16 protein-coding genes and 2 pseudogenes are annotated in these 17,468 nt (G+C 60.4%); 9 read left to right on the forward strand and 9 right to left on the reverse strand.

Annotated elements, in window-relative coordinates; genetic code table 11:
• Positions 1-75: 75 nt before the first annotated feature.
• Together AB4O12_RS11865 and AB4O12_RS11870 are read right to left on the reverse strand one after the other, a co-directional pair.
• Positions 76-594 carry a cupin domain-containing protein gene (locus tag AB4O12_RS11865; protein WP_460062060.1) on the reverse strand — a complete coding sequence of 173 codons (519 nt, stop codon included), beginning with the start codon at positions 592-594 and terminating at the stop codon, positions 76-78.
• 187 nt (positions 595-781) lie between these two features.
• The gene (locus tag AB4O12_RS11870; protein ID WP_056788742.1) at positions 782-1,600 is read right to left on the reverse strand and encodes a shikimate 5-dehydrogenase; all 819 of its coding nucleotides are present in this window, start codon (positions 1,598-1,600) and stop codon (positions 782-784) included.
• Positions 1,601-1,843: 243 nt separating this feature from the next.
• Here AB4O12_RS11870 and AB4O12_RS11875 point away from each other — a divergent pair, with 243 nt between their 5' ends.
• From AB4O12_RS11875 to AB4O12_RS11885, 3 genes are all read left to right on the forward strand, one after another.
• Complete coding sequence (locus AB4O12_RS11875; protein ID WP_024013471.1) at positions 1,844-2,224, forward strand: hypothetical protein; 381 nt, start codon at positions 1,844-1,846, stop codon at positions 2,222-2,224.
• 228 nt (positions 2,225-2,452) lie between these two features.
• Positions 2,453-2,647 (forward strand): hypothetical protein, encoded by a 195-nt coding sequence (locus AB4O12_RS11880; RefSeq protein WP_056789862.1) that lies wholly within the window; start codon positions 2,453-2,455, stop codon positions 2,645-2,647.
• Positions 2,648-2,750: 103 nt separating this feature from the next.
• Positions 2,751-2,933 carry a hypothetical protein gene (locus AB4O12_RS11885; protein WP_041477171.1) on the forward strand — a complete coding sequence of 61 codons (183 nt, stop codon included), beginning with the start codon at positions 2,751-2,753 and terminating at the stop codon, positions 2,931-2,933.
• Here AB4O12_RS11885 and AB4O12_RS11890 read toward each other — a convergent pair.
• Positions 2,930-3,991, reverse strand: a complete 1,062-nt coding sequence (locus tag AB4O12_RS11890) for an AI-2E family transporter (protein ID WP_041477173.1) — start codon at positions 3,989-3,991, stop codon at positions 2,930-2,932. The genes AB4O12_RS11885 and AB4O12_RS11890 overlap by 4 nt on opposite strands.
• Before the next feature lie 156 nt (positions 3,992-4,147).
• Between AB4O12_RS11890 and trhP the strand changes: the two genes are divergently transcribed.
• Positions 4,148-5,476, forward strand: coding sequence for a prephenate-dependent tRNA uridine(34) hydroxylase TrhP (trhP, locus tag AB4O12_RS11895; protein ID WP_460062066.1), 1,329 nt, complete (start codon positions 4,148-4,150; stop codon positions 5,474-5,476).
• 159 nt (positions 5,477-5,635) lie between these two features.
• Here the strand turns inward: trhP and AB4O12_RS11900 are convergent, their stop codons facing one another.
• Together AB4O12_RS11900 and AB4O12_RS11905 are read right to left on the reverse strand one after the other, a co-directional pair.
• Positions 5,636-5,866: a hypothetical protein gene (locus AB4O12_RS11900; RefSeq protein ID WP_150634898.1), complete on the reverse strand. Its 231-nt coding sequence runs from the start codon at positions 5,864-5,866 to the stop codon at positions 5,636-5,638.
• 91 nt (positions 5,867-5,957) lie between these two features.
• Positions 5,958-6,671 (reverse strand): FadR/GntR family transcriptional regulator, encoded by a 714-nt coding sequence (locus AB4O12_RS11905; protein ID WP_056788733.1) that lies wholly within the window; start codon positions 6,669-6,671, stop codon positions 5,958-5,960.
• Positions 6,672-7,027: 356 nt separating this feature from the next.
• On the opposite strand from AB4O12_RS11905, the gene AB4O12_RS11910 reads away from it, so the two are divergent.
• Positions 7,028-8,374, forward strand: coding sequence for an MFS transporter (locus tag AB4O12_RS11910; RefSeq protein ID WP_016775359.1), 1,347 nt, complete (start codon positions 7,028-7,030; stop codon positions 8,372-8,374).
• Positions 8,375-8,399: 25 nt separating this feature from the next.
• Positions 8,400-9,744, forward strand: a pseudogene (gudD, locus tag AB4O12_RS11915) (glucarate dehydratase).
• Positions 9,745-9,871: 127 nt separating this feature from the next.
• On the opposite strand, the gene AB4O12_RS11920 reads toward gudD, so the two are convergent.
• Entirely contained in the window at positions 9,872-10,744 is an 873-nt protein-coding gene (locus AB4O12_RS11920) for a LysR family transcriptional regulator (RefSeq protein WP_236169586.1), read from the reverse strand.
• A 160-nt stretch (positions 10,745-10,904) separates the two neighbouring features.
• On the opposite strand from AB4O12_RS11920, the pseudogene ampC reads away from it, so the two are divergent.
• Positions 10,905-12,071: pseudogene (gene ampC, locus AB4O12_RS11925) on the forward strand (class C beta-lactamase).
• A gap of 282 nt (positions 12,072-12,353) precedes the next feature.
• Here ampC and AB4O12_RS11930 read toward each other — a convergent pair.
• The 3 genes from AB4O12_RS11930 to AB4O12_RS11940 form a co-directional block, all read right to left on the reverse strand.
• Positions 12,354-12,917: a DUF4174 domain-containing protein gene (locus AB4O12_RS11930; RefSeq protein WP_016775365.1), complete on the reverse strand. Its 564-nt coding sequence runs from the start codon at positions 12,915-12,917 to the stop codon at positions 12,354-12,356.
• Positions 12,918-13,103: 186 nt separating this feature from the next.
• Complete coding sequence (locus tag AB4O12_RS11935) at positions 13,104-13,889, reverse strand: sulfite exporter TauE/SafE family protein (RefSeq protein WP_460062072.1); 786 nt, start codon at positions 13,887-13,889, stop codon at positions 13,104-13,106.
• A gap of 235 nt (positions 13,890-14,124) precedes the next feature.
• Positions 14,125-14,874: a hypothetical protein gene (locus tag AB4O12_RS11940; protein WP_056788708.1), complete on the reverse strand. Its 750-nt coding sequence runs from the start codon at positions 14,872-14,874 to the stop codon at positions 14,125-14,127.
• A 339-nt stretch (positions 14,875-15,213) separates the two neighbouring features.
• Here AB4O12_RS11940 and AB4O12_RS11945 point away from each other — a divergent pair, with 339 nt between their 5' ends.
• Positions 15,214-16,362: an aldose epimerase family protein gene (locus tag AB4O12_RS11945; RefSeq protein ID WP_423662267.1), complete on the forward strand. Its 1,149-nt coding sequence runs from the start codon at positions 15,214-15,216 to the stop codon at positions 16,360-16,362.
• A 260-nt stretch (positions 16,363-16,622) separates the two neighbouring features.
• Positions 16,623-17,444 carry an aldo/keto reductase gene (locus tag AB4O12_RS11950; RefSeq protein ID WP_460062076.1) on the forward strand — a complete coding sequence of 274 codons (822 nt, stop codon included), beginning with the start codon at positions 16,623-16,625 and terminating at the stop codon, positions 17,442-17,444.
• Positions 17,445-17,468: the final 24 nt, after the last annotated feature.

Below are 17,468 nucleotides of genomic sequence, written 5' to 3' on the forward strand. Positions count from 1 at the left end.
ACGATCTTGGATGACCCGCCGCCTTCGCGAGCAGGCTCGCTCCCACAGGGTCTGCGCGATATTCAGCAGCCCGCGTCACTCCCCATCCCAATAATCCACCCCATCCACCTGCCGCGCGACAGCGACAAAGCCCGAGGCCTTGCCCTCGGCATCCACCGCGAAATTATCCATCACCGCATACTTGTTCGAATCCGGGTACTCGCAGATCTCCGGCTGCTGCTGAGTGCTGATCGCCAGATAACGCAGCTCATCCGCGCTGGTATTGATGATCTGATGCGCCTTCTCGGGTCCGCCCGGTGGGCAGGCGATCACATCACCGGCGCGGATCGGAAAACGCTCGCCTCCCAAGCGCACCTCGCCCTCCCCGGCCACCACGTAGAACATCTCCTCATTGACCCGATGGCTGTGGAATGGACTGCCGCGCATGCCCGCTGGCAGCGCGTACAGACGGTAACCGAGTTTCTGCGCACCGAGTTGCTGGCCGATGCGCGCGAAACGCTGCTGATAACGCCCGGCGGTGTCGCCTTCAGGGGCCAGGGCTTCGGGAAGGGCTTCGAGTTCGACCTCGTTGAGGTTGAGGATGGGCGGATGCATGGGCGGCCTCGGTTAGGGTTTTTGTGGTGGGCACATCTGTGCGTGCTGGCGAGGATTATAGATAGTGATCCAGAACCGCAGCGCGGCCTTCGCGAGCAGGCTCGCTCCCACATTCAATCGCATTCCAGCTCAACCTGTGGGAGCGAGCCTGCTCGCGAAGAGGCCAGCCCAGCCACTAAAAGATCAATCAGCTACGCGCAAAATCCACCGCCGCCGCAAACTGCGCCTCATTCGGGCGCACCCCGGTGTACAGGACAAATTGCTCCAGCGCCTGAATCGCAATCACCTCAAGCCCGGTAATCACTCGCTTGCCCTCGGCCCGCGCCCGCACAATCAGCGGCGTCTCCGAAGGGATCGCCACCACGTCGAATACAGTCTCAGCCGCTTTGATCACTTCAGGATCGAACGCCAGTTGCCCCGCCTCCGGCCCGCCGTCCATGCCTACCGGGGTGACATTGATCAGCATCTGAGGGCGCTCGTCACCCAGCTCGGCCTGCCAGCGATAACCCAGCGAATCCGCCAGGGCGCGGCCGGCCCGCTCGTTACGGGCGACAATCAAACCGTTCTTGTAGCCACCATCGCGCAGGGCGCTGGCCACCGCTTTGGCCATGCCGCCGCTGCCGCGCAGGGCGAAGGTGGAATCCTTCGGCACCGCGTGGCTCTCCAGCAATTGCGCGACGGCGATGTAATCGGTGTTGTAGGCCTTGAGGTGGCCGCCAGTGTTGACGATGGTGTTGATCGACTGGATCGCCGCCGCCGACGCATCCAGCTCATCGACCAGCGCAATGCAGGCTTCCTTGAACGGCATCGACACGCCGCAGCCACGAATGCCCAGTGCCCGGATGCCACCGACCGCGCCGGTCAGGTCCTGGCTGCTGAACGCCTTGTAGTAGAAGTTCAGGCCCAGCTGTTCATACAAATGGTTGTGAAAACGCAGACCGAAATTCCCCGGCCGCCCGGACAGGGACATGCACAATTGGGTGTCTTTGTTCGGGTTCATCTGCATGAAACTTCTCCTTCAAACGCACTTTCGGATGGACGGGATTGGCCAGCCCACCGGGTTCTGAATCATCATTGCGGCTTGTTTGTGGCGCCGCGTAGCCGGGTAAAGAAGCCGGTACAGACCTTACACAAAATTTACCCAGCGGCTGTGCTGAATTTCGCAAATTTGCTGTCTTAGCTGTATCCCCGCGACAACTGTGGGCCTGACTCAGGCCGCGGCGCCGGGTCGAAGAACCGAGGACTTATCATGATTCGTAAACTTCCCATCATGGCTTTGTTGATTGGCGCACTTGCCGTCACCGGCCAGGCTGAAGCGGGTGGTGGCCATGGCTGGCAGGGCCCTGCAGTGTTTGGCGCGATCGTCGGCTCGGCCATCATCGGCTCGGCACTGATCAACCAGGATCGGCCGGTGTACGTGCAGCAGCAGCCGGTTTATGTTCAGCCGCAACCGGTCTACGTGCAGCAACCGCCGCCACCGGTCTATTACCAGCCGGCGCCGGTGTATGTGCAGCAACCGGTCTACGTGCAGCCGGCCCCCGTCTATTACGGCCCGCCTCGTGGTTATTACGGTCGCCCCCACGGCTACTACGGCGGCCCGCATGGCTACTACGGCGGTCCACGCTGGTAAGCGCAACACAGAGCCCCGTTTTCAAGCGGGGCTTTTTATGACCGCTGGTCGGCCAACGTCTGAAAAATCTCGCCAAGGTCGCTGTGAGAACAGTTTGAGCAGCTAAAGTCGGCATGATGGAATCGACCGTAGTGATTTTTTTCATCAAACGGTCACCGCTTTGTCATGACGGAACCGCAATCTGAATCCGTCCGTAAACAACAGATCGATAACAACAAGGACGACTGTATGCCCACACAAAACCCGCACCGCATCGTCGGTCTGTGCACCTCGAACAAGGTGTACAGCGCGCTCACCGAGCTCAAGCACCTGGAAGGCCATCGCTGCGCCAAGCTGCTGTCCCTGCTCGCCGAAAACCTCGTGCACAAGGGCCTGCTCAATGAGCGCGAAGTCATGCACATGCTCGATCAAGTGGTCGAATGACGCCAGACCTCACTGGCATCAATGACCACTATCGAAAGCGTTGATTGTCCGTCGTGCCGGCAAATCCCTAAGGTAGCCCCATCAGTTTGATGGAGGTTTTCCCATGGCACAGGTTCAAATCATGTCGGTGATCGGCAGCGCAGTTCCCGCTTCGCTGCGTGCATCCGGTTTGCTCGCTTGCTGGTATCTGGTGCGCGATGGCGAGCCGATCAGCGGCCCGCTCACGTCGTTGCCAGCAGCGCAGGCCTTGTCGCAACAAGTCGCCAGCAGCACATTTCACGCTTAGGGCAGTTGCACCTTGGGCTTGGTCTCGACGAACAGCGCCCAGCTCGACAGGAACAATGCGGCAATCAGCGGCCCGATCACAAAGCCGTTGAGGCCGAATACCGCGAGGCCGCCGAGGGTCGAGACCAGAATCAGGTAATCGGGCATCTTGGTATCTTTGCCGACCAGGATCGGGCGCAGCACGTTATCGACCAGGCCGATCACGAATACGCCGAACAAGCCCAGCACCACACCCTGCCAGATCATGCCGCTGAGCAGGAAGTACACCGCCACCGGCGCCCAGACAATCCCCGCGCCCACCGCTGGCAACAGCGACAGAAACGCCATCAGTACCGCCCAGAGCAACGCGCTGGGAATGTCGAGAAACCAGAAAATCAGCCCGCCCAGCGCACCTTGGGTCACGGCCACCACCACGTTGCCTTTGACTGTCGCGCGCACCACGCGGTTGAACTTCAGTTGCAGGCGGCGCTTGTGGTTTTCTTCCAGCGGCACGGCAGTGCGCATCTTGCGCGCCAGCTCGGGGCCGTCACGCAGAAAGAAAAACAGCAGATACAGCATGATGAAAAAGCTCACCACGAATTCGAACGTGCCCTGGCCGAAACTGAACGCCTGAGTCGCCAGCGCCTGGCTGCCCTGCATCGCCGCTTTGACGATCTTCTCGCGCAAGCTGTCGAGTTCGCCCATGCCAAAGCGGTCGAGCAAGTGCTGAAAGTAAGGCGGCAGGCTGTGCTTGAACTGCGCCAGATACGCAGCGATGTCCAGCTCGCCGCTTTCAATGTTCTTGTAGACCGTCGCCCCTTCCTGGACCAGCAGGATGCTGACGATGATCACCGGCAGAATCGCGACCACCAGGCACAGGCTCAAGGTGCACAGCGACGTCACGTTGCGTTGCCAGCCGAACTTCTGCTGCAACCTGCGCTGTACCGGTGCAAACAGAATGCCGAGGATGACAGCCCAGAATACCGCGCCGTAGAACGGCAGCAGAATCCAGATAAAGGCCACCGTGACCAGCACCAGTAGCACTGTCAGGGATTTGAATTGCAGACTCTTTTCGTTCATATCCGGTCCATGTCAGTCAGGCGTCACGCACGCCCGCCCCACTTAGTCAGCCGCCGAGCGCGCGAGTGCCATGTTTATTCATGGAGCATAGATCCAGATCAATGAACCCTCGCAACAGCTGCCCTACCCTGCGCGGCTTTTGCGACTGACATCCAAATGCAGACTCTCATCGCCCCCGAGCTTCTCGCCCCCGCCGGCACCCTGAAAAACATGCGCTACGCCTTCGCCTACGGCGCCGATGCGGTCTACGCTGGCCAGCCGCGCTACAGCCTGCGGGTGCGCAACAACGAGTTCGATCATGCCAACCTGGCGCTGGGCATCCGTGAGGCGCAGGCGCAGGGCAAGCGTTTCTACGTCGTGGTCAACATCGCCCCGCACAACGCCAAGCTGAAGACGTTTCTCAAGGATCTGGCGCCGGTGATCGAGATGGCCCCGGATGCGCTGATCATGTCCGACCCCGGCCTGATCATGCTGGTGCGCCGGCATTTTCCGCAGATGCCGATTCACCTGTCGGTGCAGGCCAACACGGTGAATTGGGCGAGCGTCGAGTTCTGGCAGCAACAGGGGCTGAGCCGGATCATCCTGTCGCGCGAACTCTCGCTCGAAGAAATCGGTGAAATCCGCGAGCAGGTGCCGGGCATGGAGCTGGAGGTGTTCGTGCACGGCGCGCTGTGCATGGCCTATTCCGGGCGCTGCCTGCTTTCCGGTTACATGAACAAGCGCGATGCCAATCAGGGCACCTGCACCAACGCCTGCCGCTGGAAGTACACGGCGCAGGAAGCCACGGAAAACCAGCTCGGCGAGATCGTCCCGACCTTTCAGCCCGAGCCGACGCTGGGTCTCGGCGCACCGACCGATCAAGTCTTCCTGCTCCAGGAAGCCAATCGCCCCGACGAATTGATGCCGGCGTTCGAAGACGAACACGGCACCTACATCATGAACGCCAAGGACCTGCGCGCGGTGCAGCATGTCGAGCGGCTGACGCGCATGGGCGTGCACTCCTTGAAAATCGAAGGCCGGACCAAATCGCATTTCTACTGCGCACGCACCACCCAGGTATATCGCCGGGCGATCGATGATGCCGTGGCCGGGCGCGAGTTCGATCGCAGCCTGATGCTGGATCTGGAATCGCTGGCCCAGCGCGGCTACACCGAAGGTTTTCTGCGCCGACATGTGCACGACGAATATCAGAATTATCAACACGGCAGTTCGGTGTCGGAGCGTCAGCAGTTCGTTGGCGAGCTGACCGGCGAGCGCCGTGATCGCCTGGCCGAAGTGAAAGTGAAGAATCGTTTTGCCGTGGGCGATCATCTGGAACTGATGACGCCCAAGGGCAATTTCCATTTTGATCTGCATGAGTTGCAGAGTGTCAGCGGGCAAGCGATCGAAGTGGCGCCGGGGGACGGGCATACGGTGTACGTGCCGATTCCGGATGCGGTGGATTTGCGCTTTGGGTTGTTGATGCGGGATTTGCGTGTTGGTTGACTGGCGATCTTGTCTGGCACTCGCAGCATGGCTGTAATTTGCTGCGAAGCCGATGCCGTCTTCGCGAGCAGGCTCGCTCCCACAGGGAGTTTGTGTCATCCACTGTGAGAGCGAGCCTGCTCGCGAAGAGGCCGGCCCACTCAATGAATAATCCAGACCTCAGCGCAAATCATCCGACAACGGCGTCGGCTCGTCCGCCGGCGGTACATTGTCGTCATCCGGCGGATCCTTCCAGTCATCCGGCCGGTCGGCATCGCTCAATGGGTCGCGGCCCGGATCCATGCCCGGCGGTGCGTCGTGATCGCTCAGGGTCGGCTCGTCAGTGCCGGATACGGGGCGGGTCTGCTCGGTGGGCGCCATGCCACCGGGAACAAGCGAGTCATCAGCCATGCTGCACCTCACAATACTGGCCCGGATTATCCGGGGCGTATTACTTGGAAGCGCGGGTGCTGAGGGCGTGCGATAGATCAGACCAGCGGTATCAGCCTTGGGCGGTAAAGCGATCGCGACTGTTGGTCAGGTGCAACCACATCGCGGCACGGGCGGCATCGGCGTCCTGACGTTTGATCGCGTTCAGAATCGCCTCGTGTTCCAGATTGGCCAAGTGGCCGAGCTTGCTCAGATCCGCCGCGCCACGCTCGGCAGCATTCAGGCGATTTCGCGGGATCATCGCACTGCCCAGGTGCTGCATGATTTCGCTGAAGCAAGCATTACCGGTGGCCTCGGCGATCAGCAGATGGAAACGCCGATCGGCCTCCACGCAGCTGTCGTTGTTCGCCAGCAGCCGTTGATAGTCATCCAGCGCCTGACGCATCTGCTGGACCTGCTGCTCACTGCGCCGCTGCGCCGCCAGCGCCGCCGCTTGCGTTTCCAGGCCCATGCGCAGCTCAAGAATGCTGCGCACGCCGAGCGCCGTGTCGACATTCAGGCGCAGGCCCTGCTCCGCTGCGCGCTCGATGACGAAAGTACCGATGCCATGGCGCGTCTCCACCAGCCCCGAGGCCTGCAACTTGGAAATCGCCTCGCGTACCACCGTGCGGCTGACGCCGTGCTCCTGCACGATGGAGTTCTCCGAAGGCAGCTTGTCACCGGGTGACAGTTGCCCGAGCAGGATGCTCTGGGTGAGCTTTTCCACCAGGTCATGAGCGAGGTTGTGCGTGCGTTTGCGCGCGGGCGCGTCGAGGTCTTCTTGCATGATCGGTTCCGGTGATCGGGGCTTGCCGATCGTAGCACTGCGGAATGACGGTTGAGATGGATTTTAGCGGTCGATAGGCCATTGACTTGTATGACAACACTCAATTACGTCGAAATATTTTCGATAGCCAGCCATCACGCATCACCATTCATATCTCAAAAAGGCGCTCCGCTCGACTGGCGCAACAATCAATAAATACGAGCTTAAATCCTGTTTTCGCATAAGAAACCGAACAATCAGAAGAATTTAATCGTCCCTCGCCACTTGTCGGACAAAAAAACACAGTTGTATGATGTCTATCAACAACGCAGCACCCAGTCCTACCCGCATAAAAATAATCAGTGGGAGAAACATCAGTGAAAACCTCCGTCTCCGGGATGCAGGACAGCGTCGATCCGACGCTCGCCTCAGCCATCTCCAAAGTCAAACGCCACGTCCTGCCGCTCTTCGTGATCATGTTCATCGTCAATTACATTGACCGGGTGAACATCGGCTTCGTCCGCACCCACATGGAAACCGATCTGGGAATTGGTGCTGCCGCCTACGGCTTCGGCGCCGGGCTGTTTTTCATCGGCTACGCGCTGTTCGAAGTGCCGTCCAACATGCTTCTGCAAAAAGTCGGCGCGCGGATCTGGCTGACCCGCATCATGTTCACCTGGGGCATAGTCGCGGCCTGCATGGCGTTCATCCAGAATGAAACCCACTTCTATATCCTGCGTTTCCTGCTCGGTGTCGCCGAGGCCGGGTTTTTTCCCGGGGTGATTTATTACTTCACCCGTTGGCTGCCCGGCGTCGAGCGCGGCAAGGCGATCGCGATCTTCCTCAGCGGCTCGGCCGTGGCCTCGCTGATCTCCGGTCCGCTGTCCGGCCTGCTCCTGCAGATCAATGGGCTGGGCATGCACGGCTGGCAATGGATGTACTTCATCGAGGGGATGTTCTCGGTGTGCCTGTGCGTGTTTGTCTGGTTCTGGCTGGACGCCAAACCCCACGACGCGAAATGGCTGAGCCGCGCCGAACAGGATGCGCTGGTCAGCGCCATCGACGACGAGCAAAAGGCCCGCGAAGCGGCGACGCCGATCCGGCCGTCGCTGGGCAAACTGCTCAAGGACCGGCAGATCATTCTGTTCTGCCTAATCTACTTCTTCATTCAGTTGACCATTTATGCGGCGACTTTCTGGCTGCCGAGCATCATCAAGAAGATGGGCGAACTCAGCGACGTGCAGGTCGGCCTGTTCAACTCGATTCCATGGTTGCTGTCGATCGTCGGCATGTACGCCTTCGCCTCGCTGTCGGCGAAGTGGAAACATCAACAAGCTTGGGTCGCCACCGCCCTGTTGATCGCCGCAGCGGGGATGTTCATGTCCACCACTGGCGGGCCGATCTTTGCCTTCGTCGCGATCTGCTTTGCGGCGCTGGGTTTCAAATCCGCCTCGTCGCTGTTCTGGCCGATTCCCCAGGCTTATCTGGATGCACGCATTGCGGCGGCAGTAATCGCGCTGATCAACTCGGTGGGCAACCTCGGCGGCTTCGTCGCACCGACCACTTTTGGCCTGCTGGAGCAACACACCGGCTCGATTCAGGGCGGCCTCTATGGTCTGGCCGCGACCTCGATCATCGCCGCAATCATCGTCTTCGCTGCGCGCACCACGCCGAAACCCGCTGCTGAAAAAGCCGTGGCCGACGCCGCGCCGAAACACGCCTGACTTCGTCTCGACAAGGAAAACAATAATGACTGTTCACGACACCGCCAAAGCTCCGATCATCACCGACATGCAAGTGATTCCGGTGGCCGGTCACGACGGCATGCTGCTCAACCTGAGCGGCGCCCACGGGCCGTTTTTCACCCGCAACATCGTCATCCTCAAGGACAACGCCGGCCATACCGGCGTCGGCGAAGTGCCCGGTGGCGAGCGCATTCGCCAGACACTGGAAGACGCGCGCAATCTGGTGGTCGGCAGCCCCATCGGCACCTACCAGAAAATTCTCAATCAGGTGCGCCAGACCTTCGCCGACCGCGATGCCGGTGGCCGTGGCCTGCAGACGTTCGACCTGCGCATCACCATTCACGCGGTCACCGGCACCGGAAGCCGCCCTCCTCGACCTGCTCGGCCAGCATCTGGACGTGCCGGTGGCGGCGCTGCTCGGTGAAGGTCAGCAACGCGACGAAGTGAAAATGCTCGGTTATCTGTTTTACGTTGGCGATCAACACGAAACCGATCTCGCCTACCGCAGCGAACCGGACGCCGACAACGACTGGTTCCGTGTGCGCCACGAGAAGGCCATGACCGCCGAAGCGGTCGTGCGTCTGGCGGAGGCGGCGCACGCCAAGTACGGCTTCAAGGATTTCAAACTCAAGGGCGGCGTACTCAGTGGCGATGCCGAAATCGAAGCGGTCACGGCACTGGCCGAGCGCTTCCCCGACGCGCGGATCACCCTCGATCCGAACGGTGCATGGTCATTGAAAGAGGCGATTCGTCTATGCCGCGATCAGCACCACGTACTCGCCTACGCCGAAGACCCTTGCGGCGCGGAAAACGGTTATTCCGGGCGCGAAGTCATGGCTGAATTCCGCCGCGCCACCGGGCTGAAAACCGCGACCAACATGATCGCCACCGACTGGCGCGAAATGGGTCACGCGATTCAGTTGCAGTCAGTGGACATCCCGCTGGCCGACCCGCACTTCTGGACCATGCAGGGTTCGGTACGCGTCGCGCAGATGTGCCACGAATGGGGCCTGACCTGGGGTTCGCATTCCAACAACCACTTCGATATCTCTCTGGCGATGTTTACCCACGTCGCCGCTGCGGCACCGGGCGAGATCACGGCCATCGACACCCATTGGATCTGGCAGGACGGCCAGCGTCTGACCAAGGCACCGCTGCAAATTGTCGACGGCTGCGTGCAAGTGCCGCAGAAACCGGGACTGGGCGTGGAACTGGACATGGATCAAGTGACCAAGGCTCACGAACTGTACAAAGGCATGGGCCTCGGCGCGCGGGACGACAGCGTGGCGATGCAGTTCCTGATTCCGGGGTGGAAATTCGATAACAAACGGCCGTGTCTGGTGCGGTGATCCAGCAGGCGCCGCTGATTTCAATTGTGGGAGCGAGCCTGCTCGCGAAGGCGTCAGGTCAGTCGATAGTGCTGTCGCTGATGCACCGCTTTCGCGAGCAGGCTCGCTCCCACAAGGGGGGTTTGTGTCAGGCAGAAACTTGCAGTAACCACGCCTTGAACGCGTTCATCGCCGCCGTTTCCGCTCGCGACTGCAACCGCGTCAGCCAGTAACTGCCGGTGGTGATCTCGATCGCGAACGGCTGGCAGATCGCATCCGCTGCCAGTTGCCGGGCGAACATCAGCGGCGGCGCCAACGCCACGCCGCCGCCCTGCAACGCCGTTTCAATCATCGCCAGCGACGAATCGAAGACGATGCTTTGCGGTGGCGCAGCCTGGGTCGCCAGGCCCGCCGCCTGAAACCACTGCGGCCATTCATCAGTGCGATAGGAACGCAGCAAGGTCTGCTGCAACAAGTCCGCCGGCGCGTGCAGTTGCCGGGCAATCTCCGGCACGCATAACACCGACAACGGCGCATCGAGCAAGCGTGTCGCCTCAATGCCATGCCAGGCGCCAGCGCCGAACCGAATCGCGTAATCCAGCCCTTCCGCCGCCACATCGACCCGGTTGTTATTCGTCGAGAGGCGTAAATCGATCAGCGGATATTTCCCGCGAAAATCCGCCAGTCTCGGCAACAGCCAACCCACCGCAAACGTGCCCACCGCGCCGACCGTCAACATGTCGCGATACTGCCCACCAGCCAGACGCTCGAGCATCTGCGCAATGTGATCGAATGAGGTGCTGAGCACCGGCAGCAAGGTTTCGCCTTCACTGGTCAGCATCAGCCCACGGGGCAGGCGTTTGAACAGGGTCAGGTTGAGCTGCGCTTCCAGGCTTTTGACCTGATGGCTGACCGCTGCCTGCGTTACGCACAGTTCGACGGCGGCGCGGGTGAAGCTCAGATGACGTGCCGAGGCTTCAAACGCGCGCAGAGCGTTGAGCGGCAGTTGCGGTCGAATCATGGGTTGCCCCAAATTTTTCTAAGGGTTCGTGCGAGTTTTCATCGTTTGTCGAAGGTCGGCAAAGTGCCTAAATTAACCGCGCTGATCAGCCGCCCGATGAAAAAATCACCCGCAGTGTAGCGGGATACAACAAACGACACTCATGGAGAGTGATTCACTCATGTGTTCCTTCAACCCGAGCAAGGTCTTTTCCCACAGCGCTTTCGCACTGTTCTTCGGCAGCGTTGCCTGTCATGCCGCAACGCCGACGGATGCGCAATTGCAGGCACTGGTCAGCTAAGCCGTCACCCCGGTGATGCAGCAAAACAACATCCCGGGGCTGACCGTAGCGATCACGCTGAATGGCCAGGCGCATTACTTTAATTACGGAGTCGCTGCCAAAGACACCGGGCAAAAAGTCAGTGAAAACACCCTGTTCGAAGTCGGCTCGGTGAGCAAAACCTTCACCGCCACCCTCGCCGGTTACGCCCAGGCCACCGGCAAACTTGACCTGTCGAGCAAGGCCAGCCAGCTCTGGCCGGAGCTCAAGGGCAGCGCCTTCGACAACATCAGCGTGCTGCAACTGGGCACCTACAGTGCTGGCGGTCTGCCGTTGCAATTTCCTGCCGAGGCGGATTCTTCCGACAAGATGCTCGGCTATTACCAGCAGTGGAAACCGCAATTTCCCGTCGGCAGCCATCGCCTGTATTCCAACCCGAGCCTGGGCCTGTTCGGCTACCTGACGGCGAAAAGCCTCGGTCAGCCGTTCGAGCAGGCAATGACCCAATCCCTGCTGCCGAAACTCGGTTTGCAGCACACCTTCCTCAGCGTGCCGCCAGCGCAGTCGAAGCTTTACGCCCAAGGCTACGACAGCGCCGACCAACCCGTGCGCGTCAGCCCCGGCGCCCTTGACGCCGAGGCCTACGGCATCAAAACCAGCGCCGCCGACCTGCTGCGTTACGTCCAGGCACAACTGAAACCGGCCAGCCTTGCGCCTGATCTGCACCAAGCCATCGCCAACACCCACGTCGGTTATTACCGCGTCGGCGACATGACCCAAGGCCTGGGCTGGGAACGCTACGCCTACCCGATCAGCCTGGAAAAACTGCAAAACGGCAACTCGACCCCCATGGCCATGGAACCTCACAAAGTCGAGTGGCTGACCCCACCGCAAGCTGAGCCGGCCAATGTGCTGTTCAACAAAAGCGGTTCTACGCGCGGCTTTGGTGCGTATGTAGCGTTCGTGCCGTCGCGGGACATGGGCATCGTGATTCTGGCCAACAAGAATTACCCGAACGTCGAACGGGTGAAGATTGCGCACACGGTTTTCGCGGCGTTGGCGGATTAAGAGCAAAAGATCGCAGCCCGAGCCTTCTGCGGCTCCTACAGGATCGGGTTTTCACTCGGTTAACGTTGGAGGTGTCGCAGGCTGCAACAACTTTCGATCAGCAGATGACTTGTGGGAGCGAGCCTGCTCGCGAATGCGCTCGATCAGTCACCTTTCAGCGCCTGAAAAACCGCTATCGCGAGCAGGCTCGCTGCCACATTTGAACTGTGCACTTCACAAAAAAATGTGGGAGCTGGTTTGCCAGCTCCCACAGGGATTTTGCTTCACTCACGCAACGCGCAATCAATCATCCGGCATCTGCGGCGGTTTGCTCGGTTTCGCCGGTTTGCTGCCCTTAGCGCCTTTGGCCGGTTCCGGCTCGGTGGCGGCAGGCGTTTGTGCGGCGGCGGCCGCAGCGGCGGCTTCTTTTTCGGCCATGGGCATGGCGTCGATGGTTTCGAAGATTTTCGCCAGGCTCAATGCCTTGGCTTCGTCACCCGAGGCGGAGAGCTTGGTTTCGCCGTCCTTGCCCACCAGGAACACTTTTGGATAAGCGCCGGCGCCGAGCTTCAGCGAGCGCAGCAGGGCCATGGTGTCCTGCTGGCCCATGTCCTTGCCGTCGAGCTGGCCGGACATGCTGAGGATGGTGTAGACCTTGATGTTGCGGTCGGTGACGCCCTTTTTGTTGGCCGGGTCTTCCAGTGACTTTTTCAGGCTCAGCCAGACCGGGTCGACGGTGCTTTGCGCAATCACGATCAGCGGGCGGGCGCGGCCCACGTCCCCGGCCAGGGGTGAATCGCTGTCAGCGGCGAACAGGGGGCCGGCGATTGCCAGCAAGAGGGTCAGGGTCAGGGACCTGATGAGCATGCGCATCTCCTTTTGATATCCACGCACTACTGATTGCGCATCGTGGCGATTGTTCCGGCGGCGTCTGGCAAAAAGGCATTGCCCTGTCAGAAGCTTAGGTCAGGGAGAACTTTGCGCAACATGACGTAAGCGATCATCGGCACCTCCCTACGGCCGCTGCACAGGAAGTGTTTTTTCCAGGCTGAATCAGAACGCCAACTTGTAACCAATCAACACCAGCATCGTCGCCAGGCACGGGCGCAGGACTTCGTCGGAGATGCGACCGGTCAGGTGGCTGCCGAGCCAGATGCCCGGCAGCGAGCCCATCAGCAGGAAGCCCAGCACGCCCCAATCCATGTTGCCCATGCTTGCGTGGCCGAGGCCGGCGACGAGGGTCAGGGGTACGGCGTGGGCGATTTCGGTGCCGACCAGGCGCCGGGTTGGCAGTAGCGGGTAGAGGATGAACAAGGCGACGGTGCCGAGTGCGCCGGCGCCGATCGAGGTCAGGGCGACCATGGTGCCAAGGATCAGACCGGTGATCACCGTCATGATATTCAGGTGCGAACCGCTCGGGTTGTAGTTGCCACCCGCGCGTTTGTGGGCGAATTCGAGCAAGCGTTTTTTGAAGAAAATCGCCAGCGCCGTGGCGAAGAGGACGAAACCGAGCGCCTGTTTGATAATGGCGTTCATCGCGTCCGGCGCGGTGTGCAGGGTGCTGAGGAACCACAGGGTCATGGCCACGGCTGGCACACTGCCGAGGGTCAGCCAGCCGGTGATCGCCCAGTCGATGTTCTTGTTCTTCTTGTGAACGAGGACGCCGCTGGATTTGGTGATCGCGGCGTACAGCAGGTCCGTACCCACCGCCGTCGCCGGGTTGATGCCGAACCACAGCAGGATCGGCGTCATCAACGAACCGCCGCCCACACCGGTCATGCCGACGATAAACCCCACCACCAGCCCGGCAATCACCAGGCCGAAATTTGCCAATTCCATTCAAACGTCCAGAAAACGACAGGAAAATCTGGCCCGCAGCATAGCGATTTTTCTTATAACCACATATATCGATGCGGTCTATCGTTATGCCATATCGAATTTGCTGCAGTTACCTGTGGGAGCGAGCCTGCTCGCGAAGGGGGTGTCAGCCGACCGATGAGTTGAATGACGCAACGCATTCGCGAGCAGGCTCGCTCCCACAGTGGCCCCTGGCGCTACAGAAAACCTGCCGGGCTCACTGCACCGGCAGGAAATTCAAGAACAGCAGGCTCTGCGCGTAATTCAGGCCGATCCTGCGATAGCGCTCATCGAGCATCTGCGTGAGCAGATCCAGGCGCGCGACGATTTTGCTGAATTCGGTGGCGAAGCTGAGGTTGCTGCCCTCCTCCGAGATTTCGTTGGAGAACAGCAACGGCTGGCCTTCCTTGTTTTGTCGTTGCGACAGAATCCACATGGCTTTTTCGATGTTACGCGCGGCGTTGTGCACGAACGTCGGGTTGATCGCGTCGGTCATGTAGAACTCGGTGCGATTGCCGTGAGCGGTAACCAGCATGCTGCCGATCGCATAGATGAAGGCGCCGACGCGGTCGCCGAGGAATTCCGGACTCATCGCATAGCTCAGCGCCGCCAGGTCCTTGCGCCCGCCCAGCACGGGCAACGGCTGCTGTTGCTCGACAGCGAGACGCACCTGTTTCACGGCGGCGTTGACGGTGAGGAAACCGGATTTGCGCAGTTCTTCCGGGTTGCGCAGGTAAAGCTTGCCCATCAATCGATAGAGGCTGTCGAGGTTGTCGCGCATCGCCAGGGTGGCCATGCGGTCGACGCTGGTCTGCAGAAATTCCTGCGGCTGCCCTTCTCGTATCTGATTGAAAAATCCATTGCCGTTCTGATGGCTGCAGCCGCTGAGCAACAGCGACAACAGGCAGGCCAGCAGCAGGCACGGGCGGCGGTGAGCGACGGTGATCAGGGCAAAAACACTCGGCATGAAGTCTCGGACAGGCACATTCCTGTGCGGCGGGAGTCACCGCATCCTGGCCATGCATAGAGCCGCCGATTGCGAAAAAGTGCAGTGCTCCGGCGGTGAAGCCGACCTTCGGCGCTTTTCGCCATGTCAATTAGTCGGACTTTATATTTGCCAACAGCGGTAAATCCGCTATAAATCTTCTCTCTCGACTCAAATAGCATGACTAGTGACATGTAGGAGCTGCCGAAGGCTGCGATCTTTTGATCTTGCTTCTAAAAATCAAGATCAAGATCAAAAGATCGCAGCCTTCGGCAGCTCCTACGGTCAATGCGAAAACAACAACAAAAAGGAAGGTCAACCATGCTTCAATCCCGTCACCTGCTCTCCGGCCTCGGACTGTCCCTGATGATCGCTACCCTTTCCGCCAACGCGGCGGGCCTGACCGCCGAACACAAAGCCTTCGGCAAAACCAATGACGGCACGCCTGTCGAACAGTACATCCTGCGCAACAGCCACGGCATGCAGGCCACCGTGATCACCTACGGCGCGACCCTGCAAGCGCTGAAAGTCGCTGACAAACACGGCAAGTTCGACGACGTCGTCTTGGGTTTTGACGATGTGCAGGGCTATCAGAAAGGCACCGCGTACTTCGGCGCGACCATCGGCCGTTTCGGCAACCGCCTGGCCGAAGGTGCTTTCGAACTTGATGGCAAGCGTTATCAAGTGCCGCAGAACGACAAATCCAACGCCCTGCACGGCGGCCCCGAAGGTTTCGACAAGAAAGTCTGGAAGGCCAAAGAAACCAAGGACAAGGATTCGGTTGGCGTAACCCTGACCTACCTCTCGGCCGACGGCGAGATGGGCTTCCCGGGCAATCTGACCGCCGAAGTCACCTATCGCCTGACCGACAACAACGAGCTGCGCATCGACTACAAGGCCAGCACCGACAAGCCGACCGTGCTCAACCTGACCAACCATAGCTACTTCAACCTGGCCGGTGCCGGCAATGGCGATATTCTCAAGCAAGTCGCCATGATCAACTCCAGCCATTACACGCCAGTCACCGCCAAACTGATCCCGACCGGGGAGCTGGCGCCTGTCGCCGGTACGCCGATGGACTTCAGCAAACCGACGGCAATCGGCACGCACATCAAGGCTGATCATCCGCAGCTGAAGTTCGCCGAGCCGAAACAGGGCGGCTTCGATTTCAACTGGGCGCTGGACACCAAGGGCGATGTCAGCAAGCTCGCCACCGAAGTCAGCGACCCGCAATCCGGACGCGTCCTGCAACTGTTCACCAGCGAGCCGGGCGTGCAGTTCTATACCAGCAACTTCCTAGACGGCACGGTCAAGGGCAAGGGCGGCAAGGTCTATCCACACTGGGGCGCGTTCACCCTCGAGACCCAGCACTACCCGGATTCGCCGAACCAGCCGGACTTCCCGAGCACGCGGCTTGATCCGGGGCAGACTTACGCCCACAGCGTGATCCTCAAGTTCTCCGCCAAGTAACCTGCCATGCTCCCCCTGTGGCGAGGGGATTCATCCCCGTTGGGATGCGAAGCAGCCCTGATCCTGCAACACGCGCTGTATCAGACAGCGTTCTATTGCAGGTTTTTGGGGCTGCTTCGCAGCCCAGCGGGGATAAATCCCCTCGCCACAAAATCCCCTCGCCACAATTGATCTGGTTTCATCCTTGACTTCCTTCCGGGAACCCTTGCTCTATCCTGCTGCCCACTAAAGATATCGACTCTTTAAGGCAGGAGGTTTGAATGCGTACCCTTGAGTTGGCCGGCGTACAGGTTCCGGTGATTGGTCAGGGCACCTGGCGCATGGGCGAGGATCGTTCGGCGCACAGCCGTGAAGTGGCGGCGCTGCGCACGGGCATCGAGCTCGGCATGACCCTGATCGACACCGCCGAGATGTACGCCGAGGGCGGTGCCGAAACGGTGGTCGGCGAAGCCATCGCCGGTCTGCGCGATCAAGTCTTTCTGGTCAGCAAGGTCTACCCGCACAACGCCAGCCGCCAGGGCATCCCGCAAGCCTGCGAGCGCAGTTTGCGTCGGCTCGGTACCGACTACATCGATCTGTATCTGCTGCACTGGCGCGGTCAGTATCCGCTGGAGGAAACCGTCGAAGCCTTCGAACGCCTGCGCGAGGACGGCAAGATCGGCCGTTGGGGCGTGTCGAATTTCGATGTCGACGACCTCGAAGAACTGTCCAGCTCGGCCTGCGCCACCAATCAGGTGCTGTACAACCTCGAGGAGCGCGGCATCGAATTCGATCTGCTTCCGTGGTGCCAGCATCAGCGCCTGCCGTTGATGGCTTACTGCCCGATCGGCCAGGGCGGCGCGATGCTCGCCGAGCTGGTCCTGCAAGACATTGCCAGCCGTCACAACGCCACCCCGGCGCAGGTTTCGCTGGCGTGGCTCCTGCGCCAGGACGGCGTGATTGCGATTCCCAAGGCTGTGCGCCCGGAGCATGTGCAACTCAATGCCGAGGCGGCGCAGTTGCAACTGGACGCCGGGGATCTGGCGGCGCTGGACAAGGTGTTTCCGGCGCCACAACGCAAGCAGCGACTGGCCATGGTCTGAGCTGCCGACTGCGAGGGCTTCGCC

The organism is Pseudomonas sp. S2_A05 (assembly GCF_054668485.1).

What these genes read in the sequence shown, in the direction of transcription:
- AB4O12_RS11875 (WP_024013471.1), top strand. Translation starts at nt 1,844, where the DNA reads ATGATTCGTAAACTTCCCATCATGGCTTTGTTGATTGGCGCACTTGCC.
- AB4O12_RS11865 (WP_460062060.1), bottom strand. Translation starts at nt 594, where the DNA reads ATGCATCCGCCCATCCTCAACCTCAACGAGGTCGAACTCGAAGCCCTT.
- AB4O12_RS11890 (WP_041477173.1), bottom strand. Translation starts at nt 3,991, where the DNA reads ATGAACGAAAAGAGTCTGCAATTCAAATCCCTGACAGTGCTACTGGTG.
- AB4O12_RS11930 (WP_016775365.1), bottom strand. Translation starts at nt 12,917, where the DNA reads ATGCTCATCAGGTCCCTGACCCTGACCCTCTTGCTGGCAATCGCCGGC.
- trhP (WP_460062066.1), top strand. Translation starts at nt 4,148, where the DNA reads ATGCAGACTCTCATCGCCCCCGAGCTTCTCGCCCCCGCCGGCACCCTG.
- AB4O12_RS11880 (WP_056789862.1), top strand. Translation starts at nt 2,453, where the DNA reads ATGCCCACACAAAACCCGCACCGCATCGTCGGTCTGTGCACCTCGAAC.
- AB4O12_RS11940 (WP_056788708.1), bottom strand. Translation starts at nt 14,874, where the DNA reads ATGCCGAGTGTTTTTGCCCTGATCACCGTCGCTCACCGCCGCCCGTGC.
- AB4O12_RS11935 (WP_460062072.1), bottom strand. Translation starts at nt 13,889, where the DNA reads ATGGAATTGGCAAATTTCGGCCTGGTGATTGCCGGGCTGGTGGTGGGG.
- AB4O12_RS11945 (WP_423662267.1), top strand. Translation starts at nt 15,214, where the DNA reads ATGCTTCAATCCCGTCACCTGCTCTCCGGCCTCGGACTGTCCCTGATG.
- AB4O12_RS11885 (WP_041477171.1), top strand. Translation starts at nt 2,751, where the DNA reads ATGGCACAGGTTCAAATCATGTCGGTGATCGGCAGCGCAGTTCCCGCT.
- AB4O12_RS11920 (WP_236169586.1), bottom strand. Translation starts at nt 10,744, where the DNA reads ATGATTCGACCGCAACTGCCGCTCAACGCTCTGCGCGCGTTTGAAGCC.
- AB4O12_RS11900 (WP_150634898.1), bottom strand. Translation starts at nt 5,866, where the DNA reads ATGGCTGATGACTCGCTTGTTCCCGGTGGCATGGCGCCCACCGAGCAG.
- AB4O12_RS11950 (WP_460062076.1), top strand. Translation starts at nt 16,623, where the DNA reads ATGCGTACCCTTGAGTTGGCCGGCGTACAGGTTCCGGTGATTGGTCAG.
- AB4O12_RS11905 (WP_056788733.1), bottom strand. Translation starts at nt 6,671, where the DNA reads ATGCAAGAAGACCTCGACGCGCCCGCGCGCAAACGCACGCACAACCTC.
- AB4O12_RS11870 (WP_056788742.1), bottom strand. Translation starts at nt 1,600, where the DNA reads ATGCAGATGAACCCGAACAAAGACACCCAATTGTGCATGTCCCTGTCC.